18 protein-coding genes are annotated in these 18294 nt (G+C 60.8%); 10 read left to right on the top strand and 8 right to left on the bottom strand.

What is annotated here, in order from left to right:
* Positions 1 to 7: 7 nt before the first annotated feature.
* Complete coding sequence (alr, locus tag SBC1_RS06330; RefSeq protein ID WP_165088867.1) at positions 8 to 1078, bottom strand: alanine racemase; 1071 nt, start codon at positions 1076 to 1078, stop codon at positions 8 to 10.
* Positions 1079 to 1614: 536 nt separating this feature from the next.
* Here alr and lplT point away from each other — a divergent pair.
* From lplT to thiD, 4 genes are read left to right on the top strand one after another with little or no spacing between them, the layout of a single operon-like run.
* Positions 1615 to 2922 (top strand): lysophospholipid transporter LplT, encoded by a 1308-nt coding sequence (gene lplT, locus SBC1_RS06325; protein ID WP_165088860.1) that lies wholly within the window; start codon positions 1615 to 1617, stop codon positions 2920 to 2922.
* Between the two features lie 13 nt (positions 2923 to 2935).
* Positions 2936 to 3883 carry a hydroxyethylthiazole kinase gene (gene thiM, locus SBC1_RS06320; protein ID WP_370469587.1) on the top strand — a complete coding sequence of 316 codons (948 nt, stop codon included), beginning with the start codon at positions 2936 to 2938 and terminating at the stop codon, positions 3881 to 3883.
* Between the two features lie 11 nt (positions 3884 to 3894).
* The gene (gene thiE / locus SBC1_RS06315) at positions 3895 to 4521 is read left to right on the top strand and encodes a thiamine phosphate synthase (RefSeq protein ID WP_165088857.1); all 627 of its coding nucleotides are present in this window, start codon (positions 3895 to 3897) and stop codon (positions 4519 to 4521) included.
* Positions 4522 to 4536: 15 nt separating this feature from the next.
* Positions 4537 to 5343 (top strand): bifunctional hydroxymethylpyrimidine kinase/phosphomethylpyrimidine kinase, encoded by an 807-nt coding sequence (gene thiD, locus SBC1_RS06310; RefSeq protein ID WP_165088853.1) that lies wholly within the window; start codon positions 4537 to 4539, stop codon positions 5341 to 5343.
* A gap of 42 nt (positions 5344 to 5385) precedes the next feature.
* On the opposite strand, the gene SBC1_RS06305 is transcribed toward thiD, so the two are convergent.
* From SBC1_RS06305 to tsaB, 4 genes are read right to left on the bottom strand one after another with little or no spacing between them, the layout of a single operon-like run.
* Positions 5386 to 6351, bottom strand: coding sequence for a DUF1853 family protein (locus tag SBC1_RS06305; protein ID WP_241202036.1), 966 nt, complete (start codon positions 6349 to 6351; stop codon positions 5386 to 5388).
* A complete protein-coding gene (locus SBC1_RS06300; RefSeq protein WP_165088845.1) occupies positions 6348 to 7355 on the bottom strand; it encodes a uracil-DNA glycosylase family protein in 1008 nt (335 codons plus the stop codon). The genes SBC1_RS06305 and SBC1_RS06300 overlap by 4 nt, the downstream gene beginning before the upstream one ends.
* Positions 7342 to 7836 (bottom strand): ribosomal protein S18-alanine N-acetyltransferase, encoded by a 495-nt coding sequence (gene rimI / locus SBC1_RS06295; protein WP_097262154.1) that lies wholly within the window; start codon positions 7834 to 7836, stop codon positions 7342 to 7344. Before rimI ends, SBC1_RS06300 begins: the two co-directional genes overlap by 14 nt.
* The gene (gene tsaB / locus SBC1_RS06290) at positions 7833 to 8696 is read right to left on the bottom strand and encodes a tRNA (adenosine(37)-N6)-threonylcarbamoyltransferase complex dimerization subunit type 1 TsaB (protein WP_165088842.1); all 864 of its coding nucleotides are present in this window, start codon (positions 8694 to 8696) and stop codon (positions 7833 to 7835) included. Before tsaB ends, rimI begins: the two co-directional genes overlap by 4 nt.
* A gap of 188 nt (positions 8697 to 8884) precedes the next feature.
* Here tsaB and SBC1_RS06285 point away from each other — a divergent pair, with 188 nt between their 5' ends.
* From SBC1_RS06285 to SBC1_RS06270, 4 genes are all read left to right on the top strand, one after another.
* Positions 8885 to 9163: an acyl-CoA-binding protein gene (locus SBC1_RS06285; RefSeq protein WP_370469586.1), complete on the top strand. Its 279-nt coding sequence runs from the start codon at positions 8885 to 8887 to the stop codon at positions 9161 to 9163.
* 490 nt (positions 9164 to 9653) lie between these two features.
* Entirely contained in the window at positions 9654 to 11351 is a 1698-nt protein-coding gene (locus SBC1_RS06280; protein WP_165088838.1) for a DEAD/DEAH box helicase, read from the top strand.
* 381 nt (positions 11352 to 11732) lie between these two features.
* Positions 11733 to 13037, top strand: a complete 1305-nt coding sequence (aceA, locus tag SBC1_RS06275; RefSeq protein WP_165088833.1) for an isocitrate lyase — start codon at positions 11733 to 11735, stop codon at positions 13035 to 13037.
* Between the two features lie 212 nt (positions 13038 to 13249).
* A complete protein-coding gene (locus SBC1_RS06270) occupies positions 13250 to 13582 on the top strand; it encodes a DUF898 domain-containing protein (protein WP_165088830.1) in 333 nt (110 codons plus the stop codon).
* Between the two features lie 85 nt (positions 13583 to 13667).
* Here SBC1_RS06270 and SBC1_RS06265 read toward each other — a convergent pair whose 3' ends face one another.
* The gene (locus SBC1_RS06265; RefSeq protein ID WP_062090854.1) at positions 13668 to 14102 is read right to left on the bottom strand and encodes a universal stress protein; all 435 of its coding nucleotides are present in this window, start codon (positions 14100 to 14102) and stop codon (positions 13668 to 13670) included.
* Between the two features lie 70 nt (positions 14103 to 14172).
* Positions 14173 to 15075, bottom strand: coding sequence for a LysR family transcriptional regulator (locus SBC1_RS06260; RefSeq protein WP_165093095.1), 903 nt, complete (start codon positions 15073 to 15075; stop codon positions 14173 to 14175).
* 132 nt (positions 15076 to 15207) lie between these two features.
* On the opposite strand from SBC1_RS06260, the gene SBC1_RS06255 reads away from it, so the two are divergent.
* Both SBC1_RS06255 and aceB read left to right on the top strand, forming a co-directional pair.
* Complete coding sequence (locus SBC1_RS06255) at positions 15208 to 15987, top strand: haloacid dehalogenase type II (RefSeq protein ID WP_165088826.1); 780 nt, start codon at positions 15208 to 15210, stop codon at positions 15985 to 15987.
* A 59-nt stretch (positions 15988 to 16046) separates the two neighbouring features.
* The gene (aceB, locus tag SBC1_RS06250; protein WP_165088822.1) at positions 16047 to 17642 is read left to right on the top strand and encodes a malate synthase A; all 1596 of its coding nucleotides are present in this window, start codon (positions 16047 to 16049) and stop codon (positions 17640 to 17642) included.
* Positions 17643 to 17717: 75 nt separating this feature from the next.
* On the opposite strand, the gene SBC1_RS06245 is transcribed toward aceB, so the two are convergent.
* Positions 17718 to 18143, bottom strand: coding sequence for a gamma-glutamylcyclotransferase (locus SBC1_RS06245; protein WP_165088818.1), 426 nt, complete (start codon positions 18141 to 18143; stop codon positions 17718 to 17720).
* Between the last annotated feature and the right edge of the window lie 151 nt (positions 18144 to 18294).

The raw sequence follows: 18294 nt of genomic DNA, 5'->3' as shown, positions 1-18294 counted from the left end.
CCGCGCTCTATTCCGCCCGCATCGGCACGCGCGGCGCGACTGCGCACATCAACTCATACCCGATCGTGCCGCACGCAGCCGCGACGTCGTCGATCGGCAGTTTCGTGCCCCACAACTCCACGGGCGCTCCGATCCCAGCAGTTGGGATCGGAGTCAGGTCCACAGTCAGCATGTCCATGGAGACACGGCCGACAACCCGCGTCAGCACGCCGTCAACGATAACTGGCGTACCTTCGGGCGCACATCGAGGATAACCGTCCGCATAACCGCACGCCACTACGCCGATCCGCATAGGACCTGTGGCCGAGAACACCGAACCGTAGCCGATCGAGTGCCCCGCCGGCACTGTCTGCACTCCGATCAACTCGGACACGAGCGTCATGGCCGGACGCAATCCGGTCGTGGCGATATCGGCCGTTTTGCCCGACGGCGAAGCGCCGTACAAGATGATGCCGGGCCGCACCCAGTCGAAATGCGAAGCCGCATGCCACAGCGTGGCCGCGGAGTTGGCGAGGCTGCGCGCGCCCGCAATGCCTTCAGCGCCGCGTTCGAACGCTTCGAGTTGATGACCGATGCCGCGCGGACCGTCGGCATCGGAGAAATGCGTCATCAGCGTAATCTGGCCGACGCCCTGCACGGCCCGCGCCCGTTCCCACGCTGCCCGGAAACGCTCCGGCGTATAACCGAGCCGGTTCATGCCGCTGTTCATTTTCAACTGGATATTGACCGGCTTCGACAGCCGCGCCATTTCCAGCATCCGCAACTGTTCATCGCAATGCACTGCCGTGGTCAGGCTGTATCGATCAATCACGTCGATATCTGTCGGACGGAAAAAACCCTCCAGCAGCAGAATGGGACCGGCCCAGCCCAACTCGCGCAACTTAACCGCTTCTTCGAGGTCAAGCAGACCGAACCCGTCAGTCGCGCGCAATCCGGGGAACGCTCGCGCCACACCGTGACCATACGCATTGGCCTTGACCACGGCCCATATCTTGGATTTCGGCGCATGACGGCGTGCGACGGCGAGATTGTTGGCGAGTGCTGCGGTGTGGATCGTGGCGGATATGGGGCGCGGCATGAGAGTTCGGTTGGAAAAAAAGCAGGTGATTATGCGACAAGCGGACCGCAGCTTGACGGTTGCCGAAGGTTGCGGTTCAAACCCGACTGCGGTTCAAACCCGATACTGCGGCACCGGATCGGGCCCTATTGATGATTGCTCAAGGGGCTCTCAGAGCTTTATAGGGCTGCTCGGGGTCGGTCAGTCAGCGAGCGTTCATTGCATATATATGATGGCCACTTGGTAAGAGACCGTGCGCGCGGTGATAAATTCGAAAATAACCGATTTAGCGAGTCAATAGCCGAATCAGTACCCGAATCAATACCTTATCGCTACCTTGCATACCGGTGACGTTCCGGCCTGAACGTCTGCGAATTGTCATGCAGGTTACTGCTAGTCAGAATGCATCTATTTTCGTGTTATAAAGCCGTGCACACAACCCATTTCGAACAGAAATTGCCTGAACGGGAGCCTGAGCGCAAACCCGGACGCGAGAGACGAGCGCGCCGTGTGCGAGCGGGGCGGATCACCCGCAGTGCGGACTAGCATCGGATCAGATGAAAAAAGGTTTTTACACCATCATGGCCGCGCAGTTTTTCTCGTCGCTGGCCGACAACGCCCTTCTGATCGCTGCGATCGCACTGCTGAAAGATCTTCACGCTCCGAACTGGATGACACCGCTGCTCAAGCTGTTTTTTGTGCTGTCATACGTTGTTCTGGCCGCTTTCGTGGGTGCCTTCGCAGACTCGAGACCGAAGGGCCACGTGATGTTCGTCACCAACTCGATCAAGGTCGTCGGCTGCCTGACCATGCTGGTCGGCGCGCACCCGTTGCTCGCCTACGGCATTGTCGGATTTGGCGCCGCTGCGTATTCGCCCGCCAAGTACGGCATCCTCACGGAGCTGTTGCCGGCCGACCGGCTGGTCGCGGCGAACGGCTGGATCGAGGGCACCACCGTGGGTTCGATCATCCTCGGCACCGTCATGGGCGGTGCGCTGATCAGTCCGCACATTGCCTCGCACATTCTTCGGCTGCACATTCCGAAGGTCGATACCCCCGCCGAAGCCGCGATGCTCGTGATCGTGCTCATGTACATTGTCGCGGCCATCTTCAATCTGCGGATTCCGGACACCGGCGCGCGTTATCCGAAGCAGGAGCATCGCCCGCTCAAACTGATCACCGATTTCGCCGATTGTTTCAACGCGCTCTGGCACGACAAGCTCGGCCAGATCTCGCTCGCCGTGACCACGCTGTTCTGGGGCGCGGGCGCCACGCTGCAGTTCATCGTGCTCAAGTGGGCGGAAGTCTCCCTCGGCATGTCGTTGTCGGAGGCGGCCATTTTGCAGGCGATCATCGCGGTCGGCGTGGCAGTCGGCGCTATTCTCGCGGCCGCCCGCGTGCCGCTGAAGAAGTCGCTCTCCGTGCTGCCGGTCGGCATCATGATGGGCGTTGCGGTCATGCTGCTCGCGTTCTATTCAAAGCATCTGTTTCCCGTGCACTGGGGCATCTATTTCGGCCGGATGCACGTTCCGGGTTATCTGATCGTCGCGTATATCTTCCTGATGATCGTGGGCGGTCTGTCCGGCTTTTTCGTGGTGCCAATGAATGCGCTGCTGCAGCATCGCGGCCACGTGCTGTTGTCGGCAGGTCACTCTATTGCAGTGCAGAATTTTAACGAGAACCTCTCGGTGCTCATCATGTTGTGCCTGTACGCGGTGCTCGTCTGGCTCGACGTACCGATTCAATTCGTGATCGTGCTGTTCGGCACCTTCGTCTGCCTGATGATGTACTTTGTCATGCGGCGGCATCAGGCAAATCAGCGGGCCTTCGACTCGGTTGCGCTGATCGGCGAGTCCAGGCATTGAGCGGCGGTTTTGAGTGGTGGCCAGTGCGTATGTATCGCGCCTGGCCGAACCCAACCAAAGCCTGAAATCACACCGGGCGCTCAGCCGCCCGGCGCGCGATAATCCCGCTTATCACCATTTCATTCACACCCTGCCCATGCTCGCCGCCGATCTCTTTTCGTTCGCCCTGCGCGTGCGCGAACGCTCGCCGCTCGTCCACTGCCTGACGAATCTCGTTGTCACGAACTTCACGGCGAACGTGCTGCTTGCGCTGGGGGCCGCCCCCGCGATGGTCATCGCCCGCGAGGAAGTGGGTGAATTCGTGCCGCTGGCAAATGCGGTATCGGTGAATCTCGGCACGCTCGACCTGCCGCAAAGCAAGGCGATCCGCGCCGCCGTCGAAGCCGCGAATCGCGCGCACAAACCGTGGGTGCTCGATCCCGTGGCGGTCGGCCCGCTGAGTTTCCGCACCGCCTTCGCCTTTGATCTGCTCGATGCACATCCGGCCGTGATTCGCGGCAACGCGTCGGAGATCATCAGCTTGTCGGGCGGTGAATCGAGCGCGCGCGGCGTCGACAGCACCACTTTCGCCGAAGCCGCACTCGACGCAGCTCAAGTCCTCGCGCTGAATACAGGCGCCGTTGTCGCCGTCACCGGGCCGACCGATTACGTCACCGACGGGCGCCGCACGGTCGCGTTATCGAATGGATCACCGCTGATGACGCGCGTGACCGGCGTTGGGTGTGCGTTATCAGCGACGGTCGCGGCATTCGTGGGCGTTGCTGATAGCGAGGACCGTTGGGCCGCGACCCTCGCCGCTGTCGCTTATTCGAGCATCGCGGGCGAGTTGGCGTCGCGCGACGCTGCATTGCCCGGCAGTTTCGCGGTCGCGTATCTCGACCGGCTGGCATCACTCGATGCAAACCTGTTCGCTGCCACGCTCGTGTCTCGCGACGTTGCGTCCGGTGCATCCCGCGCGTGATGAACCCTCGCATGAATCTTGATCTCGCGCTGTATCTCGTCCTCGATCCCGTCCAATGCGGCGGCCACGCGCGCGCGCTCGAAGTTACGCAGGCAGCGCTTGAAGGCGGCGTCACGATTGTGCAACTGCGTGCGCCCGAGTGGCACAAACGCGCATGGCTCGACCTCGCGCTCGACTTGTTGCCGCTCACGCGCCGGCATGGCGTGCCGCTCATCATTAACGACCATGTGGATGTCGCGCTCGCGGCCGGCGCCGATGGCGTGCATATCGGCCAGAATGATTTGCCGCCGGATGTCGCCAGGAAGTTGCTGGGGGCGCAGATGCTGATCGGGCTGTCGGTATCGAATAACATGCAGGTCGATCACGCCAACACGCTGGGCGCCATGATCGATTACGTGGGCGTAGGGCCGGTATTCGATACCCCGACCAAGCCGGACGCATCGGCGGCGTGCGGCATCAACGGGCTCGCCGCGCTGTGCGCGCGCTCTCTTCATCCGACGGTGGCTATCGGCGGCATCCAGTTGCACAACGCCGCCGATGTCAAACGCGCGGGGCCGGGCGGTATCGCGGTGGTATCGGCGATCTGCACCGCCGCCGACCCGCATCTCGCCGCGCGACAATTGCTGGCATCCTCCTGAGTCCTCTTGAAGACCATGACCCATCCGATCCCCAACGTCCTCACCATCGCCGGTTCCGATTCCGGCGGCGGCGCGGGCATCCAGGCCGACCTCAAGGCGTTCTCGGCGCTCGGCGCTTACGGCTTGTCCGTCATTACTGCCCTCACCGCGCAGAACACGCGCGGCGTGACGGCGATCCATACGCCCGACGCGTCGTTCGTCACCGCTCAGCTTGACGCCGTTTTCGACGACATCCGCATTGATGCCGTGAAGATCGGCATGCTCGCCAATGCCGATGTAGTGCGCGCGGTAGCGGCGGCGTTGCGTCGATATCGGCCAGTGCATGTGGTGCTCGATACCGTGATGATTTCCAAGAGCAATCACGCTTTGCTTGCGCCGGATGCAGTGGCTGCGTTGCGCGATGAACTGCTCCCGCTCGCGACGCTGGTCACGCCCAACCTGCCGGAAGCGGCTGCGTTACTGAGCGTGGCATCGGCCGAAGATGAAGACGCGATGGTGCGCCAGGGCGAAGCGCTGCGAGCATTGGGCGCGCGGGCGGTGTTGATGAAAGGCGGCCATCTTAGTTCCGCCGATAGCCCCGACTGGCTGATCCAGGACAGCGGATCGCTGCGGCTTGGCGGACCGCGCGTGCCGGTTAAGAACACGCATGGGACGGGGTGCACGTTGTCGTCGTCGATTGCTGCGCTGCTGCCCCAACGCGACTCGCTCCGCACCGCCACCGCCGACGCCAAGCTCTATCTGACCGGCGCGATCGAACAGAGCGCGCGGCTGGACGTCGGGCACGGTGTTGGCCCGGTGCATCATTTTTTCAGGTGGTGGTGAGGTTCGTTTGGCTACGCGTGAGCTCGACCGCCTCGATCCTGCTTAAGTCGCAAAGTCAGCGGCGCGCGCCGGCCATTCATCAGGCACGATAAAACCGCGCGAGTGCTCGCGCCACACATTGCCGGTCGCGCATTCGGAACGTTCGCGACGTTCATAACGCGCGACCATGATTGGCGACGACAGCGTTGCAACGCGCTCAGACAACACGCGCGTCTGCTCCACCAGCGCATCACCCTCTTGCGCCGATATCGTTCGTTCTGCCATCCATCCCAATCTAGGCAACGAAGCAAACAGTCCACCCGCCTTCGAATCCTGCCACTCCGACGCCGTTTTCCACCAGCCTCGCAAATGATTACCGGCAAGTTCGGGCGGCGGGTTCGACGCCAGACTGTGACCCAAACCGTCATCGCGATAAAACAGGCGCCCTTTGACGAACAACTCGGCGCGCCACGGACCCTCGAAACCAAGCGACGCAAACTCATCGCGCGCACTCAAACCCAGTTGATGATTCAAGAGCCGCGCGTGCTTCAGGTCGAAGCGATCCTGCAGGTTCGGACCGACGTAGTGAGCTAGCGTAGCGGCCCCGTCACCCTCGCCGATATGCAGATAAAACTTCACCGCGAGTTCCCAGTGCAGCCGCTCGCCACGCATGTTCTCCAGCAGGAAATCGACTTCGCCGAGCGTACGTTCTGCCGTGCGCAATGGAATGTTCGCCGCGATCAGCCGCGCGTGCGAGCCATGCGTCAGCAAGTATTCGAGCAATGCTTCGGCGTAGAAACCGAGCCGGGTTAGCGACGGTTTGTAAACTTGCACATGAAGGGCGGAGGGATTTCGATCGAGCGCTGCGAGCCACGCCAGCATGGCATCGCGCTCTGTCTCCGATGCGGCGGGACGAGCGAGCGGCGCCCCCGCGCTCGACGCGCTCAGCAAATCCGGCGAGAACAGCAGCCACGCAAGATCCCGGACGGCGGGATCGTGGAATTGCGTGATCGCGTCCGCGGCCGTCACGGGCCGTCTGCCGCCTGCAGCGACTTGCGGTATGTAGCCTCGGCAAGACACAGATCGGCCCATGCCTTGGCTTTATCGGGGAGACTGCGCAGCAAGTAGGCCGGGTGATACGTGACAATGACCGGCACACCTTGATAGTCGTGCACCCGTCCCCGCAGCGACGCAATGCTCGCCTCCGTCTTGAGCAGGCTCTGCGCGGCAAACCGTCCAAGCGCAACAATCAGCTTGGGTTTGACCAGTTCGACCTGCCGCTTCAGATAGGGCTCGCAGCGCGCGACTTCATCGAGTTCCGGATTGCGGTTACCGGGCGGCCGGCACTTGATCACGTTCGCGATGAACACGTTGTCCTCGCGCGATAACGCCACCGCGTGCAGCATGCTGTCGAGCAGCTTGCCCGCCTGGCCGACGAACGGTTCACCCAGCTTGTCCTCGTTCTCGCCCGGCGCTTCACCGATCAGCATCCAGTCCGCGTTTCGGTCACCCACGCCGAAAACCGAGTTCGTGCGACGTTCGCACAAGCGGCAGCGTTCGCAAACGGAGACGCGAGCGGCCAGAGTGTCCCAGTCGAGGGTCGCGATATCGGCAGCCGTGTCATCGATGGTTTCCGATGCGACCAGCGGTTGCGGCGGCACATCGTCGAGCCACGGGAGGTCATCGAAGACTGGCGGTTCTGCAGAAGCGAGCCGGGGCGAGTCGATCTTTGCAGCCGGCGTTTGATGCGTGTTGCCGGGGCTCGCCTGCGCGGCGGAAAGAGCGGCATCGAGCGCTGTCAGCGTGTCGACTGGATCAGCCTTCCGGACCACCGGCGCGTGCTGTTCTTCGACCGGCAGACGCGGAACCGGTCGATGCCCCTCGGCGGCGGCATGGTCGAGCACCTTCGCCGTCGAATCTGTCGACTGATCAAGCACAGCGGCGGACACATCAGCCGAAGCCGAAGCCGCCCCCCGCCTCACCCAGACCGTTCCTAGCCCGAACTCTTCCAGCATCGACTTATGCAGCGCCATCCACGGCCTCCTTTGAAAACGTCAGACGCATGACGAGTGCATCCTCGCGCGACCGGTGCCGCGCGGGGTAATAGTTTTTGCGCCGCCCGATGGTGGCGAAACCAAAGCGCTCGTACAGCTGGATGGCGCGCGGATTCGACGGCCTCACTTCCAGCAGCACACCGTCGAGTTTCTGATACCGCGAGATGCGCACCGCTTCGCGCAATAACGTGAGTCCGGCGCCGGCGTGCTGTGCCTGAGGCGCTACGCACAGATTCAGCAGATGCATTTCATCGACGACCGGCATCAGCACGCAATAACCCAGCAGCGTCCCGGTCACGTGGCGCAGGCATACGCCGAAATAGCCGTTGCGCAGCGAGTCCTGGAAATTGCCACGGGTCCAGGGAAACTCGTAAGCGAGCTTCTCGATGGCGGCGACCTCATCGAGATCGGCTTCCGTCATCGACGACAGATAACGATCCGCCATCAACACGCCGCTCACCGTAGAGGCTCCGTCGTTTGAACGATCGGGGCGGCGTGATTGGCTTGGTCTTCTGCAGCGGCGGCAGCGACTTTTGCGGCACGCGCATCCATCCGCTCAGCGGTGGTCTGCGCGACCTTGTTGCGTACGTACTCCGGCGCGGCCTGATCCGGCGCAACCGTCCGGCCGGCACGCAGCGCGCGTAACCCGGCGAGCGCAACGGGCAACGCGTGCGGCAGCGCGTTGAAATCGATACGACACGCCGGGGCGGCCGGCATGGGCAACCGTTCGCCGAAAGCCGCCGCCGCATTGCCCGCCAGCGTGAACGGCTCGTCCGGCCGGACAATTGCCTCGGGAAGATCAAGCGATGCAGCCTGGACCGTGGCCCACTCGCCCGCCGCCGGGTCCCAGCGGAAATCCGCCCAGTACGCCTCGTTCATGCGCGCGTCGAGCGCCGCGAGCACGCGCGTGGCCGTTGATTCGTGCAAGCGCGCGAACTCCGCGCACGCGAGCAAGGTGCCGATCGGCACCACCGGCACGCCCAATCCGAACGCCAGCCCTTGCGCGACGCCGGTTGCCGTGCGCAAACCGGTAAATGAGCCTGGCCCGGCGCCGAACGCGATCGCGGAGCAATCCGCGAGCTTCAAACCGGCGGTATCGAATAATTCGCGGATCGCGGGCAGCAGGCGCGTGCTGGACACCGGCCCCGTCAATTCATGGCTGAACCAGACGTGAACTTCACCAGCAGAGTAATGAGGAGCGCTTCCATAGCCGGTTGGCGCAGCCGTGGCCGCGGCGGCGGCCACCGGGTCGGCGATCAGCAGCGCGACTGAACAGAATTCGGTCGAGGTATCGAGGGCGAGCAAAACGGTGCGTGTCATGGCCGCTATTGTAATGCGTGACGTAACGCGTGAGCCGCGAGGCCGCGAGCGCCGCGCGGACAATGCGCGCTTGTGCCGGATCAGGCGCCTCGCCTCTGGCTTGTGATTTCTGGAAGAAACCCTCGACAAGCACGCGCGACTTGGTTGCTATGATCGCCGGTCCTTAACCAGCATGTCCGGAGAACCGAATGAGCGGAATCAACGAACTCGACGCGCAATTTGCGCTTGCCCAGGCAGACGTCAAGGAATTATCCGAACGTCCGGGCAACCTGACGCTGCTGCGTCTCTACGCGCTCTACAAGCAAGCGAGCCTGGGCGACGTGCAAGGCGACAAGCCGGGTTTCGCCGATATCGCCGGCAAATACAAATATGACGCGTGGGGCGCACTCGCGGGCACGCCGCAGGACACTGCCAAGCAGCAATATATCGGGCTGGTGGAATCGCTGAAAAGCGGCGCGTCGGCCTGAATCTTCAGTCTAAAACCCGGGCCAGCCGCCGCCGGGCGATCGCAGGTTGAGCGCCCGGCGGCGCTTTTTCGAGATGCCGGGAAAATTCCCTCACCCCGGCAAACTGAAGATGAATCAAACTGTCTTAAAATCTGGCGCAGCGCAACAATTGCCGCTATACTCTTGCCTGCGCTTCACTGTGACCGGGTGAATTGGTGGTTTTAGTCGATTCATCGCACGCAGCGCGGCGCCTCGTAGCGTTTTGCTCCAATCCAGTTTAGAAACTGTCCCCTCCCTGCTAGGCCTTCTCTTCGGCCGATCATGCATCAGGCTGACGACAAAGCCGCCTCGGCCTGTCGAATCCGATACAGCTTCTAACGAAAAGCTCGCCTTTATTGTTGCGAGCTGCCCCCGTTTTTCGATTTGCTCGCTGCTTCTTTGCTCGCTGAATCTGACGACTTGGGTATGCCGATTGGCGCCACACGCCTTATTCCCCGTTTCAAGGAAAGACATGACTTCGAGCAACACCCATAGCCCGCTGGACTCCATCGCTGCACTGGCACTCGGTGAAGACACGCCCGCCGCGCCGGCAGCATCTGTTTCGGCCGCCGTATCTGCTTCACCCGCTATTCCCGCCCCTATTTCTTCAGTCGCGCCCGTCGCCGCTGCGATCGCTGTCCAGACTGGCCCGAGCTTCGAGTCGCTCGGCCTGTCGCCTGAGATCATTGTTGCGCTAACGGCCTCTGGCTATCAAGTGCCGACGCCGGTTCAGCAGCGCGCAATTCCCGCAGCGCTCGCCGGCCGCGATCTGCTGGTTTCCAGCCCGACCGGTTCGGGCAAGACCGCAGCATTCATGCTGCCCGCTATCGAACGTTTCTCGCAGCTCGAAAAAGCCAAGGCTTCAGCGCCGCGTGAACCGCATGACCCGAACGCACGCCCGGCCCGCCGCACCCAGCCGGTCGCTCGTCCGACCATGCTGGTTCTGACGCCGACCCGCGAACTCGCCATGCAGGTTACCGCTGCCGCGACCACGTACGGCAAGCATCTGCGCCGGCTGCGCACGGTCAGCATTCTCGGCGGTGTCGCGTATGGCCAGCAATTGATGCTGCTCGCGAAGAACCCGGAAATCCTGGTTGCTACGCCGGGCCGTCTGCTGGACCACCTGGAACGCGGCCGTATTGACCTGTCGCAACTGCAAATCCTCGTGCTCGACGAAGCCGACCGCATGCTGGACATGGGTTTCATCGACGATATCGAAACCATTGTTGCCGCTACGCCCGCAACGCGTCAGACGCTGCTGTTCTCGGCAACCATCGACGGCAAGATCAGCTCGCTGACCGGCCGCCTGTTGAAGAACCCGGAACGCATCGAAATCATTCAAAAGCTCGAAGCGCAGAACAACATCGCGCAAACCGTGCATTACGTCGATGACCGCGATCACAAGGATCGTCTGCTCGACCATCTGTTGCGCGATGCCGGCCTGGATCAGGCTATTGTCTTCACGGCAACCAAGAACGACGCTGACCAACTGGCTATCCGTTTGTCGGACGCAGGTTTTGAATCGGCAGCATTGCACGGTGATCTGCCGCAAGGCGCGCGTAACCGCACGATTCGTGCACTGCGCGAGCGCAAAGTGCGCGTGCTGGTGGCAACCGATGTCGCCGCTCGCGGTATCGACATCCCCGGTATCACGCACGTGTTCAACTACGATCTGCCGAAGTTCGCGGAAGACTACGTTCACCGTATCGGCCGTACGGGCCGTGCTGGCCGCACGGGTACGGCAATCAGCCTCGTGCATCACGCTGAGCAAGGCGCGCTCAAGCGCATCGAGCGTTTCGTGCGTTTGCCGCTGAATGTGAGCGTTATCGCTGGCTTTGAACCGCGTCGTTCGGCTCCGGCCGGCGGTGGCGGTGGTCGTCCTGGCTTTGGCGGCCGCGGCCGTCCGGGCGGTGGCGCTGGTGCGGGTGGCGCAGGTCGTCGCTTCGGTAGCGGCGGTGCTGGTAACGGTGGTTCGGCCAAGCCGGGCGGCTGGGGCAACAAGCCGGCAAGCGCCGGTGGTGCTCGCGATTCGCGCGACGGTGGCTCGCGTGACGGCTATCGTAGCGGCGGTGGCTCGCGTGACGGTGGTTCGGGCTTCGGCGGCGGTTCGCGCGACGGTTATGCAGCACGTCGCAACGACGGCCCGCGCGCTCCGCGTCGTGGCAGCTAAGTCGTAATGAATGAGGCGCATGCTTCTTGCGTGCGCCAGTAAAAAGAAAACCGATGCCTCGCGCGTCGGTTTTTTTTCGTCCACGCCCTGGATTTCATAATGTGGAAAGATCTTTTGTGCCACGAAATTGTTGGTGCATGGCACAAGTCTTGACGTCTCAGCATAGGAAAGATCGTTTTATATCGTGAAATATTTACGATAAATGATTGATTTAAAACAATAATTTTTATTCTAAAACTTCACTAAACAACTGGCTCCCCTACTCTCCTTTCCCTAGACTCTTATATAAGAGTTGAGCAACAAGAAGCACCGAGACTTATCGATTGCTCAGCCGGACGACCATCCATTAGTCATTAGTCAGGTAATCAAAGGAGAAACGCCATGTCGCGCCAACAACAAGCTCAGGAACTTCAAAAGCAATGGGACACGGATTCGCGCTGGAAGGGCATCAAGCGCAGCTACACCGCCGACGACGTCGTGCGGCTGCGCGGTTCGGTGCCGGTCGAGCACACGCTGGCGAAACGTGGCGCGGAGAAACTGTGGGCGTCGATTCATGAAGAGCCGTTCGTCAATGCACTCGGCGCGCTGACTGGCAACCAAGCCATGCAACAGGTCAAGGCGGGTTTGAAGGCGATCTACTTGTCCGGCTGGCAAGTAGCGGGCGACGCTAACGTCGCGGGTGAAATGTATCCGGATCAGTCGCTGTACCCCGCGAATTCGGTGCCGCTGGTGGTCAAGCGCATCAACAATACGCTGACGCGCGCAGATCAGATCCAATGGTCGGAAGGCAAGAATCCCGGCGATGAAGGCTATCTCGACTTCTTCCAGCCGATCGTGGCCGACGCTGAAGCCGGTTTCGGCGGCGTGCTGAACGCGTTCGAACTGATGAAAGCGATGATCGAAGCCGGCGCGGCAGGCGTGCACTTCGAGGATCAGCTGGCATCGGTGAAAAAATGTGGCCACATGGGCGGCAAGGTGCTGGTGCCGACCCGCGAAAATATCGCGAAACTCACGGCTGCACGTCTCGCGGCTGACGTTTCCGGTACGCGAACCATCCTGCTCGCCCGCACCGATGCGGAAGCGGCGGATCTGGTGACATCGGATGTCGATGAAAACGACCGGCCGTTCCTGACCGGCGAGCGTACCGTGGAGGGCTTCTTCCGCACGAAGCCGGGCCTGGAACAAGCTGTTTCGCGTGGCCTCGCCTACGCGCCATATGCCGACATGATCTGGTGCGAAACCGGCAAGCCGGACCTGGCTTACGCGAAGAAGTTTGCCGAAGCGATTCATCGTGAATTCCCGGGCAAGCTGCTCTCGTACAACTGCTCGCCGTCATTCAACTGGAAGAAGAACCTGGACGACGCCACCATCGCCAAATTCCAGAAAGAGCTCGGCGCGATGGGCTACAAGTTCCAGTTCATCACGCTGGCCGGTTTCCATGCGCTGAATTACTCGATGTTCAACCTCGCGCACGGCTATGCGCGCAATCAGATGAGCGCGTTCGTCGAGATGCAGGAAGCAGAGTTCGCGGCGGCTGAGAAGGGTTTCACCGCAGTGAAGCATCAGCGTGAAGTGGGAACAGGTTACTTCGACGCGGTGACGCAGGCTGTTGAAAAAGACGCATCGACGACCGCATTGCACGGCTCGACCGAAGATGAACAGTTCTTCGAAGAGAAAGTCGCTTAATACGCCAAGGGTGTTTTAAGCAGATAAAAGCACACGGCTCTTTGGCCGTGTGCTTTTTGCGTTTAAAGGAATCAGAATAATTCTCACTGAGCTACCGCCCCGAAACAACTCAATATCGATTAAAAATATCACATAAATGCGCTTCAAATATCACGGCAATCGTGTATTATCCCTAATTCTTACAAAACGTAACAATAACAACGGGGTTAAGCATGCAAACTGGGATTTTAAAATCTGATCTCTCCGTCGGAGATATTATCGGACACGCTGTTATCTGGATTCTTTTGTCAATCGTAACGTTCGGACTGGCCTTGTTTGTTTTTCCCTATTATATGGCTCGCTTCATCATTGGCCGGACCAACGTGGTCGATGCAAGCGGCATGCGAATTGGCCGGTTGGAATGCACCATTGATCTGGCAAGCATAGTCGGGAACATTGTTATCTGGGCAATCATTAGCGTTCTCACGCTGGGTCTAGGCTATATCGTGTTCATGTACAAGATTTACGCGCATTGCCTGAATCATACGAAAATCGCTGCTGTATAACACATTCTGGCCGGGAAAATGGACCAGCGCCGCGTTTGCCTTCCCGGCATTGGCGCACAATAGGCGCTAGGCCTGACCGGCCCCTTCACCGATAAACAATCACCGGAATCTTCGTGTGGGTCAGCACCCGCTGAGTTTCGCTGCCGATCAGCAAACTGCCTAATCCCCTCCTCCCGTGTGACGCCATGAAAATCACATCGCAGCCGTCGCGCTCTGCAATATCGATAATGCCAATATAAGGCGCGGATTCGACGCTCGTGACAGAGTTGCAGGAAACACCAACAGCGGCAGCGGCCTTTTCAACAGCTCCAAGATGCTCCCGTGCCTCGCGTTCCGCGCGCTCATGAAAATCCCCGGGCGGCTCGACGGCGACATCGGCGAAAGGGGAATACGGATACAGCGGCAAACAGGCATAAGCCGTAATCCGCGCCCCCACCGACTGGGCAAGATCGATCGCGCCATCAATCGCTTTCTGCGAAAGAACCGATCCGTCCGTCGGAACCAGAATGTGCTTGAACATGGTCGACTCCTCAGCAGTGGCCATCGTGCACTTCCATTGTAGTAACTGAATCAGGGCAAGCAGCCCGCAATCAGCCCCAATAGCCTGGCGCACCGAACGTGTGTTTCAGCAGATCGAGAAACAGACGCACTCTCAGCGGCAAATGCCGGCGCTGCGGAAACACGGCGTGAATCCCGATAGGTGGCGCTGCGAAAGCATCGAGCACGCTGATAAGACGCCCCTGGGCGATGTCATCGCCGACTTCCCACCATGAGCGCCACGCCAGCCCGTATCCGGCAAGACACCACTCATGCAGCACGGCGCCGTCCGAGCATTCCATAGTGCCGGAAACACGCATCTGCACGACCTTGCCGTCTTTCTGGAACACCCAGCCGCGCTGCTGATTCGCGCTCGCCCCAAGCGGCAGACAGTTGTGCTGCGCGAGCGCGTCGAGATCGACGGGCGCCCCGCGCGCCCGCAAATATTCCGGCGACGCCACGCAAACTCGCCGGTTCTCCCCCAGCTTCAACGACACCAGCGACGAATCCGGCAACTCACCAAGCCGCACCGCGCAATCGAAGCCTTCGTTGACCAGGTCGACCATACGGTCCGTCAGGTCGAGCGTGATCGATACATCCGGGTGCATCGAAGTGAAAACGGGGACGAGCGCGGCAACGTGACGCCGTCCGAAACCCGCCGGGGCAGACACCCGCAGATGCCCGCTCGCCTTCACCCCCCCGGCCGACACGCTCGCCTCCGCGCTCTGCATGTCATGGATGACCCGCTGGCAATCCTCCAGAAATGCCGACCCTTCGAAGGTGAGCGTCAGCCGGCGCGTGGTGCGCACGAGCAGCTTTACGCCGAGCCGCTCTTCAAGTGCGTCGAGTCGGCGACCAATCACCGCAGGCGCAACGCCCTCGGCCTGCGCCGCTGCTGACAGGCTGCCCTTCGCGACGACCGCCACGAACGTTTCTATTTGCTTGAAGCGGTCCATAAGCGTGCGTTCGAATGCCAGGGCGCCCAGATTAGGCGTGAAAAAGTCAAAGATCAAGTGATCTGGACGCATCTTCCGGTCGTTCCAACGCACTAATAAAATGAGCCGATATCTACTTATGGAGCGCCAGCCATGTCACCGACATCGATTTCGCCTCCTCGCGCAGTCATCTTTGATGCCTACGGCACGCTGTTCGACGTGCACTCGGTCGTGGCGGCCGCCGAGCAGTTATTCCCCGGCCACGGCGACGCGCTTTCGCAGTTGTGGCGCCAAAAGCAGATCGAATACACGCAGTTGCGCACGCTCTCGGACCCCGCCGGTGCCCGATACGAACCGTTCTGGGCAATCACGCTCGACGCGCTGCGCTACGCCGCCACGCGCCTGAAGCTCGACCATGCACTCACTCCGGCTGCGGAAAAGCGCCTGATGGACGAATACGCCTGCCTCGCGGCGTTTCCGGACACGGTCACCGCGCTAAAAACGCTACGCAAACGCCCGGATCTGAAGCTCGCGATCCTGTCGAACGGCAATCCGCAGATGCTGGACATCGCGGTGAAAAGCGCGGGCATGTCGGGTCTCTTCGATCATGTCCTCTCAGTGGACGCCGTGCGCGCCTACAAACCCGCTCACGCCGCCTATGCGCTAGGAACGCAAGCGATCGGCGTGGCGGCTTCCGAGATCGTGTTTGTATCGTCGAATGGCTGGGACGTGACGGGCGCAACGTGGTTTGGCTACACCACCTTCTGGCTCAACCGCATGGCGCTGCCCGCCGAACAACTCGGCGTCCTGCCGCGCGGCACCGGACGCGATATGACCGATCTGCTTGCTTTCATCGATGCAGGCTGCCCCCGGCATCAGCAAGCGGCGCCGTTTGATCTTTCCAAGCGCATGCCCCGCAGTCCCACCAAATAACCGACTCATTGATTCACGCAGCACGCAAAACCGTCTGACCGACCAAGGAGATGTAGAACATGGCGAACACGCTGACCCACATGCCGAAGGGCATGACCATCACGGCTGAAATCAAACCCGGCTACGAGACCATCCTCACGCCCGAGGCGCTTGAGCTGGTGGCAACCCTGCATCGGGCGTTTGAGCCGCGTCGTCAGGCTTTGCTCGTAGCGCGCGCAGAACGCACGAAGCGGCTGGACGCAGGTGAACGTCCGGATTTCCTCAGCGAAACGCAAGCCATCCGCGATGCCGACTGGACCATAGCACCGTTGCCCAAGGCGCTCGAATGCCGCCGAGTAGAGATCACCGGACCGGTCGAACGCAAGATGATCATCAACGCGCTGAACTCCGGCGCGGATGCGTACATGACGGACTTCGAGGATTCGAACACGCCAAACTGGGACAACCAGTTGACCGGTCATATCAACCTGAAGGAAGCGGTACGCGGCACGATTTCGCTTGAACAGAATGGCAAGTCATACAAGCTCAACGATAAAACCGCGACGCTGATCGTGCGTCCGCGCGGCTGGCATCTCGATGAAAAACACGTGACCGTGGATGGCCAGCGTGTATCGGGCGGCATCTTCGATTTCGCGCTGTTCCTATTCCACAACGCGAAGGAGCAACTGGCTCGCGGCGCGGGTCCTTACTTCTATTTGCCGAAGCTGGAAAGCCATCTCGAAGCGCGCCTGTGGAACGAGATCTTCGTGGCCGCGCAGGAGATGGTAGGCGTGCCGCGTGGCTCGATTCGAGCAACGGTGCTGATCGAAACCATCCTGGCCGCGTTCGAAATGGACGAGATCCTGTATGAGTTGCGCGAGCATTCGTCGGGATTGAACGCTGGCCGCTGGGACTACATCTTTTCCGCGATCAAGAAGTTCAAGAACGACGCCAATTTCTGCCTCGCCGATCGCGCGAAGATCACGATGACCGTGCCGTTCATGCGCGCCTATGCGCTGCAATTGTTAAAGACATGTCACCGGCGTAACGCACCGGCCATCGGCGGCATGAGTGCGTTGATTCCGATCAAGAGCGACGCGGCAGCCAACGACAAAGCGATGGGCGGCGTGCGTTCAGACAAGGCACGCGATGCGGGCGACGGTTACGACGGCGGTTGGGTCGCGCATCCCGGCCTCGTGCCGATCGCGATGGAAGAGTTCGTGAAGGTGCTCGGCGACAAGCCGAACCAGATCGCGAAGCAACGCGACGACGTGCAGGTCACAGCGACCGATCTGCTCGATTTCCGTCCCGAAGATCCCATCACCGAAGGCGGCGTGCGCGGCAATATCAACGTGGGCATCCACTATCTTGGTTCGTGGCTCGCGGGCAATGGTTGCGTGCCGATCCACAACCTCATGGAAGACGCGGCGACCGCGGAAATTTCGCGCTCGCAAGTGTGGCAGTGGATTCGCTCGCCGAAAGGCAAGCTCGACGATGGCCGCAAAGTGACCGCCGAGATGGTTCGCGCCTTCACGCAGGAAGAGTTGGTGAAGGTGAAAGAGGTCGTTGCCGGCGACACCGCACCGTACGACCGGGCAGCGACGATTTTCGAAGCGATGTCGACATCGGATACGTTCGCGGAATTTTTGACGTTGCCGCTTTACGAAGAGATTTAAGACTTATCGCGGGGCTTCTATCAAACAAAGCCGCTCTGGACATTCAGGGCGGCTTTTTTATCGGCGTTGAACCGGCTACTGCGTTGCCAGCCTTGCTCGTCGATACGCAACCCAATCGCCGTTATCGATACGCGGCAAACCTTTCACCGCCTCGTCGCCGACCGGATATACCAGACAATCGACAACCTGCGCGCATCCATCTATCTGAACCGTCACCGGCAACCGCTCGCTGCGATACAAGCCGATCACACCCGGCACGATCATTTCGATCTCATCGAGCACGGGCACGAGTGTTTCATCGATTCGATAGATATCGCCACGAACCGGCTCCGCGGTGGGATCGAGCACGAGTCCGGGATAAGCGTCGAAGTCGTACAACCTGCCATTGATATGACCCGAGCCGATAAGCACCGGCGCGGCGATCCCGTTGCGCTCTGCTGCGCGGCAAATGTCATTGCTCTCGCCCGCTCGCAGCGTGCCGTAGACGAATACGTGTTGCATGCGTTTATTCCTTCCATGAAGATCCAGCGCGCATTATGCCAAGCGTATGAAACAGTCGTTACGTGAAGATGGCGTGGCCAGGCAAACGCGTTCCCGCGCCCGACTTCAAAGCCAATCCCACCCGATGCCTTTAATATCACGGTGGAGGAGC

It is taken from the genome of Caballeronia sp. SBC1 (assembly GCF_011493005.1).
In the GTDB taxonomy this organism is placed as follows: domain Bacteria; phylum Pseudomonadota; class Gammaproteobacteria; order Burkholderiales; family Burkholderiaceae; genus Caballeronia.
Note: the sequence above shows the minus strand (reverse complement) of the source record. Positions and strands in the feature narration are given on the sequence as shown.

What these genes read in the sequence shown, in the direction of transcription:
- aceB (WP_165088822.1), top strand. Translation starts at nt 16,047, where the DNA reads ATGGCGAACACGCTGACCCACATGCCGAAGGGCATGACCATCACGGCT.
- SBC1_RS06270 (WP_165088830.1), top strand. Translation starts at nt 13,250, where the DNA reads ATGCAAACTGGGATTTTAAAATCTGATCTCTCCGTCGGAGATATTATC.
- SBC1_RS06255 (WP_165088826.1), top strand. Translation starts at nt 15,208, where the DNA reads ATGTCACCGACATCGATTTCGCCTCCTCGCGCAGTCATCTTTGATGCC.
- SBC1_RS06245 (WP_165088818.1), bottom strand. Translation starts at nt 18,143, where the DNA reads ATGCAACACGTATTCGTCTACGGCACGCTGCGAGCGGGCGAGAGCAAT.
- thiD (WP_165088853.1), top strand. Translation starts at nt 4,537, where the DNA reads ATGACCCATCCGATCCCCAACGTCCTCACCATCGCCGGTTCCGATTCC.
- SBC1_RS06300 (WP_165088845.1), bottom strand. Translation starts at nt 7,355, where the DNA reads ATGGCGCTGCATAAGTCGATGCTGGAAGAGTTCGGGCTAGGAACGGTC.
- lplT (WP_165088860.1), top strand. Translation starts at nt 1,615, where the DNA reads ATGAAAAAAGGTTTTTACACCATCATGGCCGCGCAGTTTTTCTCGTCG.
- SBC1_RS06260 (WP_165093095.1), bottom strand. Translation starts at nt 15,075, where the DNA reads ATGGACCGCTTCAAGCAAATAGAAACGTTCGTGGCGGTCGTCGCGAAG.
- SBC1_RS06285 (WP_370469586.1), top strand. Translation starts at nt 8,885, where the DNA reads ATGAGCGGAATCAACGAACTCGACGCGCAATTTGCGCTTGCCCAGGCA.
- SBC1_RS06280 (WP_165088838.1), top strand. Translation starts at nt 9,654, where the DNA reads ATGACTTCGAGCAACACCCATAGCCCGCTGGACTCCATCGCTGCACTG.
- alr (WP_165088867.1), bottom strand. Translation starts at nt 1,078, where the DNA reads ATGCCGCGCCCCATATCCGCCACGATCCACACCGCAGCACTCGCCAAC.
- thiE (WP_165088857.1), top strand. Translation starts at nt 3,895, where the DNA reads ATGAATCTTGATCTCGCGCTGTATCTCGTCCTCGATCCCGTCCAATGC.
- aceA (WP_165088833.1), top strand. Translation starts at nt 11,733, where the DNA reads ATGTCGCGCCAACAACAAGCTCAGGAACTTCAAAAGCAATGGGACACG.
- tsaB (WP_165088842.1), bottom strand. Translation starts at nt 8,696, where the DNA reads ATGACACGCACCGTTTTGCTCGCCCTCGATACCTCGACCGAATTCTGT.
- SBC1_RS06265 (WP_062090854.1), bottom strand. Translation starts at nt 14,102, where the DNA reads ATGTTCAAGCACATTCTGGTTCCGACGGACGGATCGGTTCTTTCGCAG.